We start from the raw sequence: 20113 nt of genomic DNA on the forward strand, positions 1-20113 counted from the left end.
CTACACAGGAGCAATTGGTGGATTCATCCGACGTCCAGGCAGACCTTAAACACGTTCTCTACACCAAGGAACAGATCCAGCAGCGCATCACCGAGCTCGCGGCGCAGATCGACAAAGACTACGAAGGCCGTGAAATCCTCATCGTGGGTGTGCTCAAGGGCGCGGTCATGGTCATGGCCGACCTTGCACGTGCACTGCACAGCCACATCTCCATGGACTGGATGGCCGTTTCTTCCTACGGCTCCGGCACGCAGTCCTCCGGCGTGGTGCGCATCCTGAAGGACCTCGACACGGACCTCATGGGCAAGGACGTGCTCATTGTCGAGGACATCATCGATTCCGGCCTCACGCTGTCCTGGCTGAAGACCAACCTCGAGTCCCGCGGCACCGCATCCGTGGAAATCTGCACGGCCTTCCGCAAGCCGACGGCCGCCAAGGTGCAGATCGACGTCAAGTACGTCGGCTACGACATCCCCAACGAATTTGTGGTGGGCTACGGCCTGGACTACGCCGAAAAGTACCGCAACCTGGACTTCGTGGGCACACTGGCCCCGCACGTATACGAGTAAGCTCCCCCCCTTCCCGCGGGCCGGGCAGCCGGGCATTTCTGCTCCGCTTTGGGACCACACGCCGCCGCCGAACCTTGGAAACAAGGGCTCGACGGCGGCGTGAGGTGGTTAAAGGGTGCAAAAATGCGCAAGTGGGGCTGCGGGAAGCCTGGGCGGCCGAGGGAAGCTCCAGTTAGCGTGATGTCCGGGGCGGCGTGGCCAGGGCGAGCCGGATCTGCTCCAGCATCTCGTCGGGACGATGCAGCACGTCCTCGTAGAGGTACCTCAGGACACGGTAGCCGGTTGCTGCGCCAACGTTGTTCCGCCTGATGTCCTTCTTGAACTGTGGCTTGTTGAGATGGAAGCCCACGCCGTCGATCTCGACAATGAGGCAACGGTTAATGAGGAAGTCCACGTAGCCGATGCCCTCGAGATAAACCTGCGTCCGGACGTCGAAGCCGTGCCTCCGGAACAGCACGCGGGCAACCGTCTCGAGCAACGAATCCGACCCCCGTTCCACGAGGTCCAGAACCGCACGTGCCCGGCCGTTGCGGGCGCCAGGCAGCAGCCGCCGCAAGAAATCCGGATCTGTGCCGCCGCGGTTGTAGGCACACTCCACCATCACCAAGGCCTCAAGTTCGGGCAGGCACTGGAGGCAATGAACCAGGACGTCCTTCAAGGGCAGGACCGGGGGAAGCAGCGTCGAGACATTTCCGCTGACCCTGTGGGCAAGATGGCCGGCGGGGAGGCGGCGATGCGATGCGGCCAGATGCGGACGGTCCGAAGTCCGGATGGTCCACAGTGCGTAGTGGCCCGCGGCCGAGACGCACGTGACCGCGGCGTTGAGCTCATAGGCACGGACAAAGTCCGGATCGGCCAGGGGCAGGCGGTAGACCCCGTGCCGGTGTTTGAGCATCAGGCCCGAGTCCACTGCATGGTCGATCTGACCGCGCGTGAAGCCTGCCCTGCGCAGATGCGCGAGCCTGGTCACTCCGCCCTTGCCGGTGAGGAAATCCGCGGGAAGCATGCCGTCCAGCCTTCACCGCTCCCCGGAATTGCGGCAGTCGCCTGCCCTTCTAGGTGGACAACCCGGCTAGTTTCGATGCTGTGGAGGGGGAGTGCCGATGCCGGGGACGGGGAGTACCGACGGGTCCGTCCGGCACTTCTGCACCACTTTGGTCACCCAGGACTGAGCCGGACCCACTGAATCCGCGGGAGCCGGGGTCCCGGCGGCGTTGAAAGTGGTGCAAAAGTGCCCAGGGTGCCCACGGCGGCGGCACGGCGGCGCACGGCGGTGGCGCAAGAGGGCGGTCCGGAGGCCGAGACACAGGCGCCAGTGGACCCGCGTCCGCGCCCGTGCTACGCCCAGAGGGAACTTTTGCCCTACACCGTGCGTGATTTACTCCGGACGGTGTATAGCTAGAAGCGAAGCAGCACCACACGCGCGCAGTCCACGCGCCGTGCAGCACTACCAGGAGGGACGGGGCCAGCCCCGAACAGATGAAAGCTAAGAGTTTCTTCAAAGGCCCGGGCATCTGGATCATTGTTGTGGTCGGCATGCTCCTGCTGGCCTTTGCAACGTTGGCTCCGGGCGGTGCGACACGGATCGACACCCAGCCCGGCCTCGAGCTCCTTTCCCAGAGCGGCAAGGTGGAACAGGCCAAGATCTTCGACGGCGAGAACCGCGTGGACCTGGTCCTGAAGGACAACCTCGTCATCGATGGCCAGGACAAGGGCAAGAACGTCCAGTTCTTCTTCGTCAACGACCGCGGCCCGGACGTGGTCAAGGCCGTCACGGACTCGAACCCCTCCAAGGGCTACACAGACCAGCCGGTGGAGAGTAACTGGCTCTCCGGCCTGTTCTCGCTGCTGATCCCGGTGCTGCTGCTCGGTGTCCTGTTCTGGTTCCTGCTGTCCCGCATGCAGGGCGGCGGCTCGAAGGTCATGCAGTTCGGCAAGTCCAAGGCCAAGATGGTCAACAAGGACATGCCGCAGGTGACTTTCGTGGACGTCGCAGGTGCCGACGAAGCCGTGGAAGAGCTCCAGGAGATCAAGGAATTCCTGGCAGAGCCTGCCAAGTTCCAGGCCGTGGGCGCCAAGATTCCCAAGGGTGTGCTGCTGTACGGTCCTCCGGGCACCGGCAAGACGCTTCTGGCCCGCGCCGTCGCCGGCGAGGCCGGCGTGCCGTTCTTCTCCATCTCGGGCTCGGACTTCGTTGAAATGTTCGTGGGTGTGGGCGCTTCCCGCGTCCGCGACCTGTTTGAACAGGCCAAGTCCAACGCGCCCGCCATCATCTTCGTGGACGAGATCGACGCCGTCGGCCGTCACCGCGGCGCCGGCATCGGCGGCGGCAACGACGAACGCGAGCAGACGCTCAACCAGCTCCTGGTTGAAATGGACGGCTTCGACGTCAAGACCAACGTCATCCTCATCGCCGCCACTAACCGGCCAGACGTCCTGGACCCGGCGCTGCTCCGCCCGGGCCGCTTCGACCGGCAGATTTCCGTGGAAGCCCCGGACCTCGTGGGCCGCGTCCAGATCCTTGAGGTGCACTCCAAGGGCAAGCCCATGGCGCCGGACGTGGACCTCAAGGCAGTGGGCAAGAAAACACCCGGCTACACGGGTGCGGACCTGGCCAACGTGCTCAACGAGGCGGCGCTGCTGACCGCCCGCTCCAACGCCAACCTGATCGATGACCGCGCGCTGGACGAGGCTATTGACCGTGTCATGGCCGGACCGCAGAAGCGCAGCCGGGTTATGAAGGAGCACGAGCGTAAGATCACGGCCTACCACGAGGGCGGCCACGCCTTGGTTGCCGCGGCACTGCGCAACTCCGCCCCGGTCACCAAGATCACCATCCTGCCCCGCGGCCGCGCCCTTGGCTACACCATGGTGGTGCCGGAGAACGACAAGTACTCCATCACCCGCAACGAGCTGCTCGACCAGATGGCCTATGCCATGGGCGGCCGCGTTGCGGAGGAGATCGTCTTCCACGATCCGTCCACCGGCGCCTCGAACGACATCGAGAAGGCCACGGCGACGGCCCGCCAGATGGTTACGCAGTACGGCATGAGCGAGCGTGTTGGCGCAGTCCGCCTGGGCCAGGGCGGCGGCGAGCCGTTCCTCGGCCGGGACGCCAGCCACGAGCGCAACTACTCGGACCAGATCGCCTACATTGTGGATGAGGAAGTCCGCCGCCTGATCGACCAGGCGCATGACGAGGCTTACGCCATCCTCACCGAGAACCGCGACGTGCTGGACCAGCTGGCGCTGGAACTGCTCGAGCGCGAAACCCTGAACCAGGCCGAGATCGCGCACGTCTTCCGCGACATCCGCAAGCGCGACTTCCGCGAAGTCTGGCTGTCCAAGGAAACCCGGCCCGTCCAGACGGCCGGCCCGGTGGAATCGCGGCAGGAGAGGGCCGAACGCGAGGCCCAGGAGGAAGCCACGGAAGCCCGGCTGGAGGAACCGCTGGACGCGCTTCCGCCGCACCCGCAGGGCGTTCCCGAGGACGCCACCTTCCAGGGCGGAGTAACGGAGGCCGGTCCAGACGGCCACCACGGCTAAGCTCTTTGGTGTGACTCACTTCGAAGACGACGACCTTTCCGCCTCCGCCGATCACTCGGCGGGGGGCGGATCTGGCCGGCACCACAAGGTAGACAGGCCGCGGATTGAAGCGGCGGTGCGGGAAATCCTGCTGGCCATCGGCGAGGACCCGGACCGCGGCGGCCTGCACGACACCCCGCGGCGCGTGGCCAAGGCTTATGCCGAGGTCTTCGCCGGCCTGCACCAAGATCCGGGAAGCGTCCTCTCCACCACCTTCGACCTCGACCACGAGGAACTGGTGCTGGTGAAGGACATTCCGTTCTACTCCACCTGCGAACACCACCTGGTTCCCTTCCACGGGGTGGCGCATGTGGGCTACATCCCCTCCCACGACGGCAAGGTCACGGGACTGAGCAAACTCGCGCGGCTGGTGGATATTTTCGCCCGCCGGCCGCAGGTGCAGGAACGCCTCACCACGCAGATCGTCGAAGCGCTGGTCACGCACCTCAAGCCGCGCGGAGCCATTGTGGTGGTGGAATGCGAACACATGTGCATGTCCATGCGCGGCATCCGCAAGCCCGGGGCCAAAACCGTCACGAGCGCGGTCCGCGGGCAACTTCATGACCCGGCTACCCGTGCCGAAGCCATGAGCCTCATACTCGGAAGGTAATAAACAGACTATGGATTCCCTAGCTGCAGCACCTGGAACCGGACCCGCTACATCACCGCTGCCCGTCCTGCGCAAACCGCGGCCGGCAGCCAAATTCGAAGACCTGCCCACTGGCCGCACGCTGGTGATGGGCATCCTGAACGTCACCCCGGACTCATTCAGCGACGGCGGCAAGCACCCGACGCCGGACACCGCCATCGCGGCCGGCCTCCGGATGCTCTATGCGGGAGCCGACATCATCGACGTCGGCGGTGAATCCACGCGCCCGGGGGCGGAGGAAGTCAGCCCCGACGAGGAGCAGCGCCGGGTCCTGCCGGTCATTGAGGCCCTGGTCAAGGCCGGCGCGCTTGTCAGCATCGACACCACCCACGCCTCCACGGCGGAAGCCGCGCTGGACGCCGGGGCCGCGATCGTCAACGACGTCTCGGGTCTCAGCATCGAACCGGGAATGGCCGAGCTCGTGGCCGCGCGCAAGGCACCGTACGTCCTGACGCACCGCCGCGGCGACGCCAAGACCATGACGTCGCTGACGGAGTACGACGACGTCGCGAACGACGTCGTGTCTGAGCTCAGCGGCGTCCGGGACAAGCTCTACGCAGCAGGCGTGCTGCCCGAGCAGATCATCATTGACCCGGGCATCGGCTTCTCCAAGACGGACGAACAGAACTGGGAGCTCCTCGGAAACCTTGGCCGGCTCGAGGCGATGGGGCACAAGGTTCTCGTGGGCGCTTCCCGCAAGCGCTTCCTGGGCACGCTCCTCACCGTGTCCGGCAAGGCCGCGCTCCCGGAGGAGCGCGACGCCGCCACCGCCGCCATCACGGCCATCAGCGCGGCCGGCGGGGCGTGGGCTGTCCGCGTTCACGACGTCGGATCCAGCCTGGACGCTGTCAAGGTCGCCGCCCGCATGGCCCCCAGACCGGGCCACTGAGCAGGCAGGCACGATGGACAGGATCTCATTGAGCGGTGTCACCGCCACCGGCTACCACGGGGTGTTCGACTTCGAACGCCGCGAGGGCCAGCCGTTTGTGGTCGACGCCGTGCTGCACCTGGATTTCAGCCAGGCTGCGGCGTCGGACGATGTCCGGGACACCGCCCACTATGGCGAGGTGGCCGGGCGGATCACGGACTGGATCACCGGTGAGCCCCTGAACCTGATTGAGGCCCTGGCCGTACGCATGGCCGAGGGCCTGCTCAAGGAATTCAAGATCGAAGCCGTGGAGATCACGGTGCACAAGCCAAAGGCCCCAATCGAGGTTCCCTTCGGGGACGTCGCCGTCAGCGTCTACCGGGAGCGCCCATGAACACCCAGTACACGCGGGCGGTGCTCGCCTTGGGCAGCAACCTCGGCGAGCGGAATGACACGCTGAGCGAAGCCGTGGCGGACCTCGTCGACCGGCCGGAGGTGCGGCTGCTTGTGGTGTCGCCGGTGGTACAGACCAAGGCCGTGGGCGGCCCCGCCGGCCAGCCGGACTTCCTCAACATGGTGATTTCCGTGGAAACGACGCTCGAACCCCTGGAGCTTCTCAGGCACTGCCAGGCGGTGGAAAACAAACACCACCGGGTCCGCGAGGTGCACTGGGGGCCGCGGACGCTCGACGTCGACATCATCGTCTACGGGGACCTGGTAAGCACCGATCCGGCGCTCACCCTTCCGCATCCCCGCGCCGCGGAGCGGGCGTTTGTGCTCTATCCCTGGTCCCTGGTTGAACCTGCCGCCACCCTGAACGGGCAGCGCGTGGGCGAACTGGCGGCCAAGGCAGCCGACTACCCTGACCTCACCCCGTTCGACGGGTTCGGGGACTTCGACGGCATGCCCACAGCGGGGGCGGTGTAAGGCCGTGAAGCCCATGAACCCGCTCCTGCTCGCCGTGGTGGGCCTCGCGGTGGCCGTCGTGGGCTGGTCCGCTGCGATCCTGACCAGCCGCTACGGCATGGCAACTCCGGTGCTGCCTGCCACAGCCTTCGTCACCATGGGCGTGATCGTGGCCCTCACGCTGGTCCTGGGCATCAGGGTCCTGCGCTGGCGCAACAGCACGAAGAACAGCAACGGTACGAAGAAGAGGATCCCCCTCAATCCGATCCTCGCCGCGAGGACCCTTGTGCTCGCCCAGGCCTGCGCTTACGCGGGATCCGTCCTGCTCGGCTGGCACGCCGGAATCTTCGTCGACCAGCTGCGGATCTGGAGCCTCCGCAGCACCCTGGACATCACCTGGCTTGCCTTCGGCATGGCTGCCGGCGGCCTCATCATGGTGGTGGTGGGGCTCGTCGTCGAGCGCTTCTGCAAGATCCCGCCCGAAGACGGCGACGCCGACTCCCCGCAGGGCATGCCCGGCCAGGGCCACCGCGGCAAGGCAAAGGGGGAAGGCGAGTATGCATACCGCGGCGATTGACCCGCCGGGGATCACGTGGCTTCGCGTTTCCCCCAAATACGTTACGGTCCGCCTGGTCGAATGGGCCCTTGGCAACCTGGTCGTGCTTGGCGTGCTGAGCCTGCCCCTGCTGTTCGTCCTGCTCGGCTGGTGGACGTGGCCGCCCCGCTGGCTGGCCGTCGCCGTGCCTGCGTTCATGCTGGTGCTCGCGCTGTGGCGCCTGGTCCTGATTCCGCGCCAGGTTCGCGCCATCGGCTATGCGGAGCGCGACGACGACCTCCTCATTCGCGGCGGCATCTTCTTTCAGCGCGTGATGGTGGTCCCTTACGGACGCATGCAGTACGTGGACATAAGCGTGGGGCCGGTGGAGCGGCGGCTGGGGCTGTGCACATTGAAGCTGCACACGGCGTCCGCCTCAACCAACGCCTCGATTCCCGGGCTGCCCGCCGAGGAAGGCGCACGGCTGCGCGAACAGCTCTCAGCGCGCGGTGAAGCCAGGCTGGCCGGGCTGTGACCGCCGGCGGTCCCATGCCCGTTCCCGGAGAAAAGTACGACGGCGAGTGGCTACGGGTGCACCCGGCCTCACCGTTCGTGCGGGGCTGGGTTGCGCTGGCCGCGATCGGGTACTTCTTCGGCCGGGACACCTTCGAGCGGATGCTCCAGGGCGAGCCGCTCGTGGGCGGCCAGATTGCCGGCCGGGCCCCTTGGCTCCTGGCCGGCGGGGCACTCGTCCTGGTGCTGGCCGTCCTCGGGTTCATCCTGTCCTGGTATTTCACCCGGTATCAGGTGGCGGAGGGCTATGTCCGCGTCAATACCGGCTTCCTGTTCAAGCAGCAGCGGCAGGCCCGGCTGGACCGGGTCCAGGCGATCGACATCGTGCAGCCCCTGCTGGCGAGGATCTTTGGGCTTGCCGAACTGAAGTTCGAGGTTGCGGACGCCGGCGAGTCGGCAGTTCGGCTCGCGTACCTGCGGATGGAGGATGCCCGGCAGTTGCGGGCCACCATTCTGGCCCGCGCTTCGGGTGTTGAACTCGAGCCCGGGCGTCCTGAAGCAGCCGCGCCGGAGGCGCCGGAGCAGCAGGTCCTGCAGGTCCCGCCGTCGCGCCTGATCGGTTCCCTGCTGCTCAGTGAGCAAAGCATCTTCGTGGTGCTCGGCGGTGTGGCGTCCGTGGTGCTGTCCGCGGTTACGGAGAACAGTGGCTTCTTCCTCTACCTGATCCCGGCGGCACTCGGCTTGATCGCCGCCTACTGGAGCTCCTTCCACAAGGGCTACAACTTCACGGCGGCAGTTTCCCCGGACGGCATCCGGCTCCGGTACGGGCTCCTGGACACACAGGCGCAGACCCTTCCGCCGGGCCGGATCCAGGCGCTGAGAGTGGTGCAGCCGCCGCTGTGGCGGATCTTCGGCTGGTACCGGATGCAGGTCAACGTCGCCGGGTACGGGGCCGCCGGGAGTGACGGCCAAGGGGGATCCCGGACCACCCTGCTGCCGGTCGGGGAGATCGGGGACGTCGTGAACATGCTGGCCCTGGTCCTGCCGGATCCGGGCACCGCCGACCCCCTGCGTGTTTTCCAGTGCGGCCTGGACGGCCTTGGTTCCGACGGCGGCTTTGTCACCACACCGCGCCGGGCCCGGTTCCTGGCGCCGCTCGGCTGGCGGCGCAACGGCTTTGCCGCGACCGACACCGCCCTGCTGATGCGATCGGGACGCTGGTGGCGGCAGCTGGTGGTGGTGCCGCACCAGCGCACCCAGTCGATGGCGCTGCACCAGGGGCCGCTGGCGCGCAGGTTCCGGCTGGCCGACCTCGTGCTCCACACCACCGCCGGGCCAGTGCTCCCGCGGGTCATCCAGGCCGACGCCGGGACTGCCCTGGCCCTGTTCGACGCCCAGGCAGCCCGCGCCCGCGCCGCCCGGAAACGGCAGACCAGCGAACACTGGCTGGCGCAGGTGACCCCGCTTGTTTCGCCGGTTGAGCCTGCTCCGCTGGTTGAGCCTGCCGAAGCCGGGACGCTCGTCGAAACCGTGGATCTCGATCCCCACCAGCCCCCTAAGCTCGCAAGCTCGCCCGGGGAACCCGGCTGGCGTGGCGACGAGCTCGATCAGCGGGTTTCGCCCCGCGCGCCCAATGCAACCCAACAGGAAGGCCCGCAACGTGGCTAAGCCCGGACGCCTCGGCGTCGGAATCATCGGGGCCGGCAAGGTCGGCGCGGTCCTCGGCGCGGCGCTGCGCGCCGCCGAGCACGCCGTCGTCGGGGTTTCCGCCGTTTCGGACGCGAGCCGGGAACGGGCCGAAACCCTGCTCCCCGGAGTCCCGGTGCTTGACGTCCAGGACATCGTGGAGCGCTCGGAACTGGTGCTGCTGGCCGTGCCGGACGACGCCCTCGAGGGGCTCGTGGCGGGCCTGGCCAAACTCGGCGCCTGGCAGCCGGGGCAGCTCGTGGCACACACGTCCGGCCGTTTTGGCGTCGGCGTTCTCCACCCTGTGCGCGCCGCCGGAGCCGTGCCGCTGGCGCTTCATCCGGCCATGACCTTCACCGGCATGAGCCTTGACCTGACCCGGCTCCTGGACTGCACGTTCGGCGTCACCGCGGATGCGGCCATGCTGCCCATCGCCCAGGCCCTGGTGGTGGAGATGGGAGCTGAACCCGTGGCCATCGCGGAGGGCGACCGCGTCATCTACCACGCAGCACTCGCGCACGGTTCCAACCATCTGGTCACGCTCGTGGCGCAGGCATCACAGCTGCTCCGCGAAGTGGGCGTGGACGCTCCGGAGCGCATGCTCGGTCCGCTGCTGCGGGCCACCTTGGAGAACGCGCTCGCTTCCGGCGAGTCCGCCCTCACCGGGCCGGTGGCCCGCGGTGACGCGGGGACCGTGGCCGCTCACGCGCGGGCGCTCCGGGAGTACGACGGCGGTGCCGGCGGCGACATCCTCGAGGCGTACCTGGCGATGGCTCGGACGACGGCGCGGCGGGCTGAAGGACGCGGGCTGCTGAAACCGGACCAGGTGGAGGGAATCCGCAACGCCCTTGCCAGCACAGATGACGACGGCCCCCAGGCCCCGGGAGGACACTGATATGGGAATCCGACTTGTGACCACCGGAGCGTCGCTCCGTGCCCAGAGCCGCCTGCTTTTGACTCAGAAAAATGGCTCCTCCCAGGGGCTGGTGCCCACCATGGGCGCCCTGCACGAGGGGCACGCGGAGCTGGCGCGGGCCGCCGTCGAACAGAACGACGTGGTGGTGGCGTCCATCTTCGTGAATCCGCTGCAGTTCGGCGAGGCGGCGGACCTGGAACGCTATCCGCGGACGCTCGAGGCTGATATGGCCCTGCTCGAGGAACAGGGAGTGGACCTGGTGTTCGCCCCGTCCGTGGACGAGATGTACCCCGACGGCAGGCCAATGGTCCGGGTGACGGCCGGCACGCTGGGGGATAAATGGGAGGGCGTGTCCCGTCCGGGGCATTTCGACGGCGCCCTGACCGTTGTGGCGAAACTGCTCCATTTGGGGATTCCCGGCACCGGATTTCCGGGGAGCGGTGCGTTCGTCACCGGCGCCGGAGGAGGGCTGCCCGACTACCGCGCCTACTTCGGGCAGAAGGACGCCCAGCAGCTTGCCCTGGTCCGGCGGATGGTGGCTGACCTGAACTTTCCGGTGGAGATCGTAGCAGTGCCCACGGTCCGTTCGGATGACGGGCTGGCGCTGTCCAGCCGCAACCGCTTCCTCTCGGGGGAGGAGCGCGAGGCCGCCCTGGTGCTGTCCCGTTCGCTGCGGCTTATTGAGGACCGGGCGAACGCCAATGAGGCCCTCGATGTGGAGTCGGCCCGGGCGCTCATAGAATCCCAGCCGCTGGTTGAACTTGACTACCTCGAAGTGGTGGATCCCGGGACGCTGGAACCGCTGGCCGAGAACTGCCGGGAGACCCCGTTCCGCGGTGAGGGCCTGGCGATCGTGGCGGCCAGGGTGGGTGCCGTGCGGCTCATCGACAACGCGCCGCTCAGCTCCTAGCGTCAACTCTTCTCCCGTGGGCGGGAATGCGCCCGGCCCTTAGACTGTTGGAGTCTGCAGCGGCGTTGTCCGCAAGCCATCACTCCCAACTCTCCGAGGGTCTCTCCATGTCTACCGAAGTCACGTCCAATTCCCACGGTGAACCCGTGCGGGAGCCCGACGCTGCGTTGAGCCCGCCAGCCGGCGCTGTCACTGAAACGAAGCAGGCGCCTCCAGCCCCGACTGGAACCCCGACGGCTGACAAGATGTCCCGCGAGTCCGTGACCGTCATCGCCACGCTGCTCGTGGCCACCTTCGTGGTGATCTTGAACGAGACCATAATGAATGTCGCCCTGCAGCGGCTCATGGTGGACCTGAGGGTGGACGCTCCCACGGTGCAATGGCTTTCTACGGGCTTCATGCTGACCATGGCGGTGGTGATCCCCACCACCGGCTTCATCCTGCAACGGCTGTCAACCCGCGCCGTCTTCCTGCTGGCCATGGGCCTCTTCGCGGGCGGAACTGCACTGGCGGCTGTTGCACCCGGCTTCGAGATCCTCCTGCTGGCGCGGATCGTCCAGGCCGGCGGCACCGCCATCATGCTGCCGCTGCTGATGACCACCATCCTCACATTGGTACCGCTGGCACGCCGCGGCGCCGTCATGGGCAACGTCAGCATCGCCATTTCCGTGGCACCGGCCATGGGCCCCACGGTGTCAGGCCTGATCCTTGAGCACTTCTCATGGCGCTTCATGTTTGTCTTTGTCCTGCCCATCGCACTGGCGGCGCTGGCGATCGGCGCCAGGTTCCTGACCAATGTGGGCGAAACGGAAAAGTCCAGGCTCGACTTCCTCTCCGTGGTGCTGACCATCCCCGCGTTCGGCGGCCTGGTTTACGGCCTCAGCCAGATCGGCGGCGGGCACGGCGCCGGCGGCGGACCGGGCACGCTCGCCGTGACAGCCCTGGTCATCGGCGTAGTGGGACTCGTGGCGTTCGTGCTGCGCCAGCTGCAGCTGCAGAAGTCCGAGGCTCCGCTGCTAGACCTGAGGGCATTCAACTTCCGCATGTTCACGGTGTCCGTGATGCTCCTGGTGGTGGCGATGATTGCCCTGTTCGGCGCTGTCATCCTGCTTCCGTTGTACCTGCAGGAAATCCGCGGCCTGAAGTCCCTCGAGACCGGCCTCGCCCTGCTGCCCGGCGGCCTCGCCATGGGCCTGCTCGGACCGGTGATCGGCCGGCTGTTCGATAAACTGGGCCCCTTGCCGCTGACCGTGACAGGTTCGTCCCTCATGGTGCTGGCGCTGTGGCAGTTCTCGCTGCTGAATGCCGACACTCCGGTGTGGTGGATCATTACCCTGCATGTTGGCCTGAGCCTGGGGCTCGCGCTCCTGTTCACGCCGGCCTTCACCACCGGGCTGAATCCGCTGCCGCCGCACCTGTACTCGCACGGGTCCGCCATCATGAGCACCCTGCAGCAGGTGGCCGGTGCCGCCGGCACGGCGCTGCTGGTGTCCATCTTCGCCGTGGTCTCGGCAGGCTCCGGGCTCGTCGCCGGGATGAACGCAGCTTTCCTGACGGCCACCATCATCGCCGTTGCCGCCGTCGTCCTGTCCGCCATGATGCGAAAGACGCCAGGCGCCGCCACCCACTAAGCGCGCACGGACACTTGAGCCCCGCCCGCTAAGCGCGAACGGACACTTGAGCCCCGAATCTTCCGCTGGAAGGGGGCCGCAAGTGTTGGTTCGCGCTGGTTTCGACGGGCTCAACCTCCGCGGCGGACCAAGGGCAGGGTCAGCCGGCGAAGAACTCGCTGAGTTCCGTGACGAGCTTGTCCGGTGCGCGGTTGACGCCGTCGTGTCCGAAGCCCGGCAGGATGGTGTAGCTGGAGCCGGACAGGACGTCGTGGATCTGGCCGCATGCGACGCCGAAATATGCCGGGCTCTTCTCGCCCACAATGATGAGTGTCTCCAGGGGCAGCTCAAGGAACGGCTCGGCCGGCATGTCCGCGGCAATGATGGCCTTGATCTCACGGACGCCGGTGCGCATCATCTCGCGCTGCTGCTTGCCCACCGAAGTGCCCGCCGTGAGCTTGTTGGCCAAGGTCAGCATGGACAGCGGCATGCGGGACGAGAACGCGCCGCCGGCCTCAAGCCCCCGCTGCAAAACGGCGAGTGCGCGGTCGTCGTCTCCCGCCGCCGTCGCGCGTTCATATTCGGTGGTCCAGTCCGCCTTGACACTGTGGTTGACGGAAACGGCCGGGTCATAGACGGCAAGCCGCTCGACGGGGAGGGTTCTGGCCGCGTGGATCGCCACGGCGCCGCCGAAGCTGTGGCCGAAGACGTCCGTGCTGGACGTGTGCTTCATCACGGCATCGAGGTCTCGGATGTCGACGTCCAGCGTGTAGTCCGCGGGCTGCTCGGACGATTCGCCGCGGCCTCGGCGGTTGAAGGTGTGGACCGGGCGGCCCAGTTCGGCGCTGAGCTTCTGGGCGAAGCGGGTGTAGTCGGCGGCTGTCACCATGGAGGCCGTAACGACGACGACGCCGGAACCCGCCGATGCGAGCTCCGCGCCCGTGGTGAACAGCTCAAGTTTGCCGTCGTCGGGTGTGCTGATGATCTCGCGCGTCATGCTCCGAGCCTAGCCGAGGCCAGCCCCTCCTGACAGCCCGGCCCGCTTGCGCCGCCGTCTGCTCAGGGACTCCAGGCCCATTGACTGCGGGCCGCCGTCGGTGCCGTTCAGGAAGCGCGCCATCCTGATGGCCAGGCGCTTCCCGGGGCGGATGGGGCCCTCGTGCAACTGGCCCGGGACCACGGCGAACTCGATGGCCGGAACGGCCGCGGCAAGCTGGCGCCCCGTGTCGGCGAAATATCCGGGACTCCAGCCGCCGCTGAGCATGAGCGTGGGCGTGGACAGCTCCACGAAGTCTTCCAGGTGGGCGTCGGCGTCGAGCACGGCCCGCATTTCCTTGACGGCTGTGGGCAGCAGCTCCCGCATTTCGGCGCCGAGGTTGGTCCGCGCGGAGAGGATGCTCAGCATCCGGAGCGCCCCGAGCGGCAGGTAGGAGACCGGCCCGGCCGTCGCCAGGCCCTGCACCAGATGCGCCCAGGCGTGGTTGAGCTGCCCCGCCGTCACGGCCTCCTCCAGCTCGGGACGCCAGCGGTGGTTCAGGTTCCCGGACAGCGACACCGCGGCGTCATAGGTCACGAGCCGCCGGAGCGGAATGCTGCGTGCAGCCTGAAGCGCCACGAAACCGCCATAGCTGTGGGCCACAACATCCTGCGATCCCGTCGCCCGCATGACGGCCGAGAGGTCGCTGATCTCGGTGGCCACCGAATAGCTGTCCGGCTGCGGCGGGGACCCGGCCCTGCCCCGGCGGTTGTAGCAGTGCACGGGGCGGCTCAGCAGGAGGCTGAGCTTCCGGGCGAACGGACGGTATAAGGCGTCGGTTACCAGCGTTCCATGGATGACGACGACGCCGGGTGGCGCCGGCGCGGTCGGGTCGCCGGCGGCGGTGGTCCGGTCCGTCGTGGTGCTGTGCGCTGTGATGCGATCCGGTCGGTCAGCGCGGGCCGGCGGGCCGCCGCCAGCTGCGGTGAGGCCCGCGGGCCGGAAGGAATGCACCTCCAGCTGCCCGCCGCCGTCGTCCGTCTCAACCGTCCACGTCTCCACAGCCCGAGTCTATGCCCCACCCCCGACAGGAATTCCGGTCAGGGGAGGCCAGCGCGGCGGCAGCCCGAAAGCCAGGCAGGCGACTTCCCGGTAAACTTGATGATTGTGACTTCCGAAAACACCCCTGCCCCCAAGAATGCCCCAGAGCCGGTCGACGCCAGCGAACAGATGCGCATCCGCATGGAAAAGCGCGCCAAGCTGATTGAACGCGGGGCCGAGGCATATCCGGTGGGTGTTGAACGCACGCATTCACTCAGCGAGATCCGCGAAAAGTACGCGCACCTCGAAGCCGACGACACCACGGGCGACGTTGTCGGAATCACCGGGCGTGTGGTGTTTGTCCGGAACACCGGCAAGCTCTGCTTCGCTACGCTCCAGGAGGGCGGCGTGGACGGCAAGGGCACCCGGCTGCAGGCCATGCTCAGCCTGGCCAACGTCGGCGAAGAGGCGCTCGCGGACTGGAAGGCCCTGGTGGACCTGGGCGACCACGTCTTCATCAAGGGCGAGGTCATCTCCTCCCGCCGCGGCGAGCTCTCCGTCATGGCGGACTCCTGGACCATGGCGTCCAAGGCGCTGCGTCCGCTGCCGGTCCTGCACGCCGAACTGAACGAGGAAACCCGCGTCCGCCAGCGCTACGTGGACCTGATGGTCCGCGATGAGGCGCGTGAAATGGTCTACACCCGCGCCGCCATCACCCGTTCCATCCGTGAAAGCCTTCACCGCCACAGCTACGTCGAGGTGGAGACCCCCATCCTTCAGCTGGTCCACGGCGGCGCACTGGCACGCCCGTTCGAAACGCACATGAACGCGTTCGACCAGAAGATGACCCTCCGCATCGCCACCGAGCTCTACCTCAAGCGCGCCGTGGTGGGCGGAATCGACCGGGTCTACGACATGGGCCGCGTGTTCCGCAACGAGGGCGTGGACTCCACCCACAGCCCCGAGTTCACCACGCTCGAATGCTACGAGGCCTGGGCTGACCAGTTCGTCATGGCGGACCGCATCAAGGAGATCATCCTCGACGCCGCGGACGCCGTGGGCGCCGGACGCACCCTGCAGACCGAAGCCGGCGAGATCAACCTCGACGGCGACTGGGCCTGGCTGTCCGTGTACCCCGGCCTTTCCGAGGCTGTGGGCCAGAAGATCACGCCGGACACCCCGCTGGAGGAACTGCGCGCAGTGGCCGAGAAGCACGACGTCAAGATGGACCCGAAGTGGGACGCCGAGAAGCTGGCGGTCGAGCTGTTCGGCGAGATCGTGGAGCCCACCCTGCTGAACCCCACCTTCGTGTACGACTACCCGCCGTCGGCCCAGCCGCTTGCCCGCCCGCACCGCGAGGACGGCCGCCTGATCGAGGCCTGGGACCTCATCATCGGCGGCATGGAGCGCGGCACCGCCTTCTCCGAGCTCATCGACCCCGTCATCCAGCGCGAACGCCTCACCGAGCAGTCCCGGCACGCGGCCGCCGGCGACGTCGAGGCCATGCAGCTGGACGAGGACTTCCTCCGTGCCCTCGAGTACGGGGCGCCGCCCATGGGCGGCATCGGCCTCGGCATCGACCGCCTCGTGATGCTCTTCACCGGGGCCGGCATCCGCGAGACCATCCTCTTCCCGCTCCTTAAGCCCGAGGGGCACTGACCATGGAGTACGTGGCCGTTCTGCTGCCATCGCTGGTAGTCGGCCTGCTCTTCTGGTTTGCCATGAAGTCCATCTTCAACGCTGACAAGGCGGAGCGTCAGGCAGAGGCAACAGCCCAGGCCGAAGCTGACGCCCGCGCGGCCGCCGACGGGTCCGCACCTGCCAGCGGGTCCGCGGCGGGCCAGGACGGCACGGAGGTGCCTCGTCCCGGCGCTGCTCCGGACGCGCCTTCCGCGCCGCCGTCTGAATCAGACAAATAACAGGCAACATTCTTTCCGGGTTTTTTCCACAGGGAACCATTGCGCGGTTTTGACGCGTTGCCTTAATGCGGGAGATACTTGAATAGTTACATCCTGCTTTTCTGATTCAGGACCCTTTCCAAAAGAGAGAATTTTCATGGCACAGAAAGTCAATATCGTCCTGGTGGACGATCTGGATGGGGGATCGGCGGACGAAACTGTCCGCTTTGGGCTGGATGGTGTGAGTTACGAAATTGACTTGTCATCCGCCAATGCGTCAGAACTACGGTCCGCGCTGGAGCGCTTTGTTTCCGCCGGCCGCAAAATGTCCGGAGGCCGCCCCGCCCGCGCCAAGACATCGGGTGGACGTAGCCAGGACTCGGCGCAGATACGGCAGTGGGCGCGGGATCACGGTTACACGGTTAATAGCCGCGGCCGTATCCAGGCTGAAATTCAGGAAGCCTACCAAAAGGCAAATTCCTAGCCTGCCGGCACCTGAGCATAAGGACGGCGCCCCCGGTGTTTACCGGGGGCGCCGTCCTTTAAGTATCAGATCGTTCCCGCCGCCATAATGGATCAAGCTTTGCTTGGCGGATTCATCTGCTGGCCTCGGAGTAATCAGCCAGCTCGTGAATGACTGTTCCTCCACGGGGTGTACGTCGGTAAATGTGACGGGGACGTCAACCGCTATTCCCGGCCCGTAAGAGGTTGTGGGGCGCGCAATGCGCAGGCCGGCCGGGGCGGTGCCGGGAAGGGTATCTGCGGAGGCACGTTAAGAGGCGCCTTGGGCGGCGTTCAGGCCGGTTCCGGCAGCCCGTTCAGCAGGCGGCGCAACCGTCCCGGTTTCCCCTGTGGCGAACAAGCTCCCCAAGTCCGGATCTCCCACGTAGCATCAAAGTACGTCGTAGCTAGGAGTGTGGCGAAATGTTTGAGCGATTTACGGACCGTGCCCGTCGCGTAGTTGTGCTTGCCCAAGAAGAGGCACGCATGCTGAACCACAATTACATTGGTACCGAACACATCCTCTTGGGTCTGATCCACGAGGGTGAGGGTGTTGCCGCCAAAGCTCTTGAGTCCTTGAGCATTTCGCTCGACGGCGTCCGCGAGCAGGTACAGGAGATCATCGGCCAGGGCCAGCAGGCGCCCTCCGGCCACATCCCCTTCACCCCGCGTGCAAAGAAGGTGCTGGAGCTGTCGCTGCGCGAGGCCCTGCAGCTTGGCCACAACTACATCGGCACGGAGCACATCCTGCTGGGACTCATCCGTGAGGGTGAAGGTGTTGCGGCGCAGGTGCTGGTCAAGCTCGGTGCGGACCTCAACCGTGTCCGGCAGCAGGTCATTCAGCTGCTTTCGGGCTACCAGGGCAAGGAAACCACCGGCGCAGGCGTCGGCCCCGGACAGGCTGAAGGCACGCCGGCCGGCTCGGTTGTCCTGGACCAGTTCGGCCGGAACCTGACCCAGGCCGCCCGCGAGAACAAGCTGGACCCCGTCATCGGGCGCGAGCAGGAAATGGAACGCGTCATGCAGGTCCTTTCCCGCCGCACCAAGAACAACCCGGTGCTGATCGGCGAGCCCGGCGTCGGCAAGACCGCCGTCGTAGAGGGTCTTGCCCAGGCGATCGTCCGCGGCGACGTGCCGGAGACCATCAAGGACAAGCAGCTGTACACGCTGGACCTCGGGTCCCTTGTGGCCGGCTCCCGCTACCGCGGCGACTTCGAAGAGCGGCTCAAGAAGGTCCTCAAGGAGATCCGCACGCGCGGTGACATCATCCTCTTCATCGATGAGATCCACACCCTCGTGGGTGCCGGTGCCGCAGAAGGCGCCATCGATGCGGCCTCGATCCTGAAGCCCATGCTGGCCCGCGGTGAGCTGCAGACCATCGGCGCCACCACGCTCGATGAGTACCGCAAGCACATCGAGAAGGATGCCGCGCTGGAGCGCCGCTTCCAGCCGATCCAGGTCAAGGAGCCCTCGGTTGCACATGCGATCGAGATCCTCAAGGGCCTGCGTGACCGCTACGAGGCGCACCACCGGGTCACTATTACCGACGGTGCCCTCGCCTCGGCAGCGAACCTCTCCGAGCGCTACATTTCGGACCGCTTCCTGCCGGACAAGGCGATCGACCTCATCGACGAAGCCGGTGCCCGGCTCCGCATCCGCCGCATGACCGCTCCGCCGGAGCTGAAGGAGATGGACGAACGCATCTCCGAGCTGAAGATGGAGAAGGAGTCCGCGATTGACGCGCAGGACTTCGAGGGTGCTGCTGCGCTGCGTGACAAGGAGCAGAAGCTCATCACGGAGCGCTCGGAGAAGGAACGCCACTGGAAGACCGGCGGCATGGACGACATCTCCGAGGTGGACGAGGACCTGATTGCCGAAGTCCTGGCCAACTCCACGGGCATTCCGGTGTTCAAGCTGACCGAGGAAGAGTCCTCGCGCCTGCTGAAGATGGAAGACGAGCTGCACAAGCGCGTCGTCGGCCAGAACGAGGCCATCAAGGCCCTGTCCCAGGCCATCCGCCGCACCCGGGCAGGCCTGAAGGACCCGAAGCGCCCCGGCGGTTCGTTCATCTTCGCCGGCCCCACGGGCGTCGGCAAGACCGAACTCGCCAAGGCCCTCGCCGAATTCCTGTTCGGTGAAGAAGACGCCCTGATCACCCTGGACATGTCCGAGTACTCGGAGAAGCACACGGTGTCGCGGCTCTTCGGTGCCCCTCCGGGCTACGTGGGCTACGAAGAAGGCGGGCAGCTGACCGAGAAGGTCCGCCGCCGCCCGTTCTCCGTGGTCCTGTTCGACGAAGTGGAAAAGGCCCATGCGGACCTCTTCAACTCACTGCTCCAGATCCTGGAAGACGGCCGGTTGACCGACTCCCAGGGCCGCGTGGTGGACTTCAAGAACACCGTGATCATCATGACCACGAACCTGGGCACCCGGGACATCTCCAAGAGTGTAGCCACCGGTTTCCAGTCCGGCACCGACACCCAGACCGGTTACAACCGGATGCGGGCCCGTGTCACGGAGGAGCTCAAGCAGCACTTCCGTCCCGAGTTCCTGAACCGTGTTGACGACGTCGTGGTGTTCCCGCAGCTGACGCAGGACGAGATCATCGAGATCGTGGACCTGTTCGTGGGTCGTCTCGAGAAGCGCCTCAAGGACAAGGACATGGGCATCGAGCTGACCACGGCGGCCAAGGTGCTGCTGGCCACCCGCGGCTACGATCCCGCCATGGGCGCCCGGCCGCTGCGCCGCACCATCCAGCGCGAAATCGAGGACCAGCTCTCGGAGAAGATCCTCTTCGGCGAGATCCACGCCGGCGACATCGTGGTGGTGGATGTGGACGGCGAAGGCGACGACGCCAAGTTCACCTTCGCCGGCAACGCCAAGCCGCGCATCCCGGAGATCGCCCCGAGCGCCTAGGCTCGAGCCGCACTCAGCGCCAAGAAGCCCCGCC

General features: G+C 66.7%; 19 protein-coding genes. 16 read left to right on the forward strand and 3 right to left on the reverse strand.

What is annotated here, in order from left to right; translation table 11 throughout:
* The first annotated feature begins 17 nt into the window (after positions 1-17).
* The gene (hpt, locus tag CXQ90_RS12695; RefSeq protein ID WP_078027431.1) at positions 18-569 is read left to right on the forward strand and encodes a hypoxanthine phosphoribosyltransferase; all 552 of its coding nucleotides are present in this window, start codon (positions 18-20) and stop codon (positions 567-569) included.
* Positions 570-741: 172 nt separating this feature from the next.
* Here the strand turns inward: hpt and CXQ90_RS12700 are convergent, their stop codons facing one another.
* A complete protein-coding gene (locus tag CXQ90_RS12700; protein ID WP_104139595.1) occupies positions 742-1575 on the reverse strand; it encodes an endonuclease domain-containing protein in 834 nt (277 codons plus the stop codon).
* A 473-nt stretch (positions 1576-2048) separates the two neighbouring features.
* Between CXQ90_RS12700 and ftsH the strand changes: the two genes are divergently transcribed.
* The 11 genes from ftsH (at position 2049) to CXQ90_RS12755 (ending at position 12768) form a co-directional block, all read left to right on the forward strand.
* Positions 2049-4115, forward strand: coding sequence for an ATP-dependent zinc metalloprotease FtsH (gene ftsH / locus CXQ90_RS12705; protein ID WP_104139597.1), 2067 nt, complete (start codon positions 2049-2051; stop codon positions 4113-4115).
* A gap of 10 nt (positions 4116-4125) precedes the next feature.
* Positions 4126-4764, forward strand: a complete 639-nt coding sequence (gene folE, locus CXQ90_RS12710) for a GTP cyclohydrolase I FolE (RefSeq protein ID WP_104139598.1) — start codon at positions 4126-4128, stop codon at positions 4762-4764.
* A gap of 10 nt (positions 4765-4774) precedes the next feature.
* Positions 4775-5692, forward strand: a complete 918-nt coding sequence (folP, locus tag CXQ90_RS12715) for a dihydropteroate synthase (RefSeq protein ID WP_104139600.1) — start codon at positions 4775-4777, stop codon at positions 5690-5692.
* Positions 5693-5705: 13 nt separating this feature from the next.
* Complete coding sequence (gene folB, locus CXQ90_RS12720; RefSeq protein WP_056631968.1) at positions 5706-6065, forward strand: dihydroneopterin aldolase; 360 nt, start codon at positions 5706-5708, stop codon at positions 6063-6065.
* Positions 6062-6598, forward strand: coding sequence for a 2-amino-4-hydroxy-6-hydroxymethyldihydropteridine diphosphokinase (gene folK / locus CXQ90_RS12725; RefSeq protein ID WP_104139602.1), 537 nt, complete (start codon positions 6062-6064; stop codon positions 6596-6598). The genes folB and folK overlap by 4 nt, the downstream gene beginning before the upstream one ends.
* Positions 6599-6602: 4 nt before the next feature.
* On the forward strand, positions 6603-7154 hold the full coding sequence (locus CXQ90_RS12730) for a DUF3180 domain-containing protein (protein WP_104139603.1): 552 nt from the start codon (positions 6603-6605) through the stop codon (positions 7152-7154).
* Positions 7135-7647, forward strand: coding sequence for a PH domain-containing protein (locus CXQ90_RS12735; protein WP_104139605.1), 513 nt, complete (start codon positions 7135-7137; stop codon positions 7645-7647). Before CXQ90_RS12730 ends, CXQ90_RS12735 begins: the two co-directional genes overlap by 20 nt.
* 14 nt (positions 7648-7661) lie before the next feature.
* Positions 7662-9293 (forward strand): PH domain-containing protein, encoded by a 1632-nt coding sequence (locus tag CXQ90_RS12740; RefSeq protein WP_104139744.1) that lies wholly within the window; start codon positions 7662-7664, stop codon positions 9291-9293.
* Positions 9286-10206 (forward strand): Rossmann-like and DUF2520 domain-containing protein, encoded by a 921-nt coding sequence (locus tag CXQ90_RS12745; protein WP_104139606.1) that lies wholly within the window; start codon positions 9286-9288, stop codon positions 10204-10206. The genes CXQ90_RS12740 and CXQ90_RS12745 overlap by 8 nt, the downstream gene beginning before the upstream one ends.
* A 1-nt stretch (position 10207) precedes the next feature.
* Entirely contained in the window at positions 10208-11137 is a 930-nt protein-coding gene (locus tag CXQ90_RS12750; protein WP_104139608.1) for a pantoate--beta-alanine ligase, read from the forward strand.
* A gap of 107 nt (positions 11138-11244) precedes the next feature.
* The gene (locus CXQ90_RS12755; RefSeq protein WP_104139609.1) at positions 11245-12768 is read left to right on the forward strand and encodes an MDR family MFS transporter; all 1524 of its coding nucleotides are present in this window, start codon (positions 11245-11247) and stop codon (positions 12766-12768) included.
* 139 nt (positions 12769-12907) lie between these two features.
* On the opposite strand, the gene CXQ90_RS12760 is transcribed toward CXQ90_RS12755, so the two are convergent.
* Both CXQ90_RS12760 and CXQ90_RS12765 read right to left on the reverse strand, forming a co-directional pair.
* Positions 12908-13744: an alpha/beta fold hydrolase gene (locus CXQ90_RS12760; protein ID WP_104139611.1), complete on the reverse strand. Its 837-nt coding sequence runs from the start codon at positions 13742-13744 to the stop codon at positions 12908-12910.
* A 9-nt stretch (positions 13745-13753) separates the two neighbouring features.
* Positions 13754-14785: an alpha/beta fold hydrolase gene (locus tag CXQ90_RS12765; protein ID WP_104139612.1), complete on the reverse strand. Its 1032-nt coding sequence runs from the start codon at positions 14783-14785 to the stop codon at positions 13754-13756.
* Positions 14786-14884: 99 nt separating this feature from the next.
* Between CXQ90_RS12765 and lysS the strand changes: the two genes are divergently transcribed.
* The 4 genes from lysS (at position 14885) to CXQ90_RS12785 (ending at position 20079) form a co-directional block, all read left to right on the forward strand.
* Complete coding sequence (gene lysS / locus CXQ90_RS12770) at positions 14885-16423, forward strand: lysine--tRNA ligase (RefSeq protein ID WP_104139614.1); 1539 nt, start codon at positions 14885-14887, stop codon at positions 16421-16423.
* Positions 16424-16425: 2 nt separating this feature from the next.
* Complete coding sequence (locus CXQ90_RS12775) at positions 16426-16683, forward strand: hypothetical protein (protein WP_104139616.1); 258 nt, start codon at positions 16426-16428, stop codon at positions 16681-16683.
* A gap of 136 nt (positions 16684-16819) precedes the next feature.
* Positions 16820-17146, forward strand: a complete 327-nt coding sequence (locus tag CXQ90_RS12780) for an Lsr2 family protein (RefSeq protein ID WP_104139617.1) — start codon at positions 16820-16822, stop codon at positions 17144-17146.
* A 440-nt stretch (positions 17147-17586) separates the two neighbouring features.
* Positions 17587-20079 (forward strand): ATP-dependent Clp protease ATP-binding subunit, encoded by a 2493-nt coding sequence (locus CXQ90_RS12785; protein WP_104139619.1) that lies wholly within the window; start codon positions 17587-17589, stop codon positions 20077-20079.
* The last annotated feature ends 34 nt before the right edge of the window (positions 20080-20113 follow it).

This window comes from Arthrobacter sp. ZGTC131 (assembly GCF_002929275.1).
Taxonomy (GTDB): Bacteria; Actinomycetota; Actinomycetes; order Actinomycetales; family Micrococcaceae; genus Arthrobacter.

Excerpts from the sequence above, each read along its gene's own strand:
- CXQ90_RS12700 (WP_104139595.1), bottom strand. The coding sequence starts at position 1,575 with ATGCTTCCCGCGGATTTCCTCACCGGCAAGGGCGGAGTGACCAGGCTC.
- ftsH (WP_104139597.1), top strand. The coding sequence starts at position 2,049 with ATGAAAGCTAAGAGTTTCTTCAAAGGCCCGGGCATCTGGATCATTGTT.
- folP (WP_104139600.1), top strand. The coding sequence starts at position 4,775 with ATGGATTCCCTAGCTGCAGCACCTGGAACCGGACCCGCTACATCACCG.
- folB (WP_056631968.1), top strand. The coding sequence starts at position 5,706 with ATGGACAGGATCTCATTGAGCGGTGTCACCGCCACCGGCTACCACGGG.
- folK (WP_104139602.1), top strand. The coding sequence starts at position 6,062 with ATGAACACCCAGTACACGCGGGCGGTGCTCGCCTTGGGCAGCAACCTC.
- CXQ90_RS12735 (WP_104139605.1), top strand. The coding sequence starts at position 7,135 with ATGCATACCGCGGCGATTGACCCGCCGGGGATCACGTGGCTTCGCGTT.
- CXQ90_RS12740 (WP_104139744.1), top strand. The coding sequence starts at position 7,662 with ATGCCCGTTCCCGGAGAAAAGTACGACGGCGAGTGGCTACGGGTGCAC.
- CXQ90_RS12750 (WP_104139608.1), top strand. The coding sequence starts at position 10,208 with ATGGGAATCCGACTTGTGACCACCGGAGCGTCGCTCCGTGCCCAGAGC.
- CXQ90_RS12755 (WP_104139609.1), top strand. The coding sequence starts at position 11,245 with ATGTCTACCGAAGTCACGTCCAATTCCCACGGTGAACCCGTGCGGGAG.
- CXQ90_RS12760 (WP_104139611.1), bottom strand. The coding sequence starts at position 13,744 with ATGACGCGCGAGATCATCAGCACACCCGACGACGGCAAACTTGAGCTG.
- lysS (WP_104139614.1), top strand. The coding sequence starts at position 14,885 with ATGATTGTGACTTCCGAAAACACCCCTGCCCCCAAGAATGCCCCAGAG.
- CXQ90_RS12775 (WP_104139616.1), top strand. The coding sequence starts at position 16,426 with ATGGAGTACGTGGCCGTTCTGCTGCCATCGCTGGTAGTCGGCCTGCTC.
- CXQ90_RS12780 (WP_104139617.1), top strand. The coding sequence starts at position 16,820 with ATGGCACAGAAAGTCAATATCGTCCTGGTGGACGATCTGGATGGGGGA.
- CXQ90_RS12785 (WP_104139619.1), top strand. The coding sequence starts at position 17,587 with ATGTTTGAGCGATTTACGGACCGTGCCCGTCGCGTAGTTGTGCTTGCC.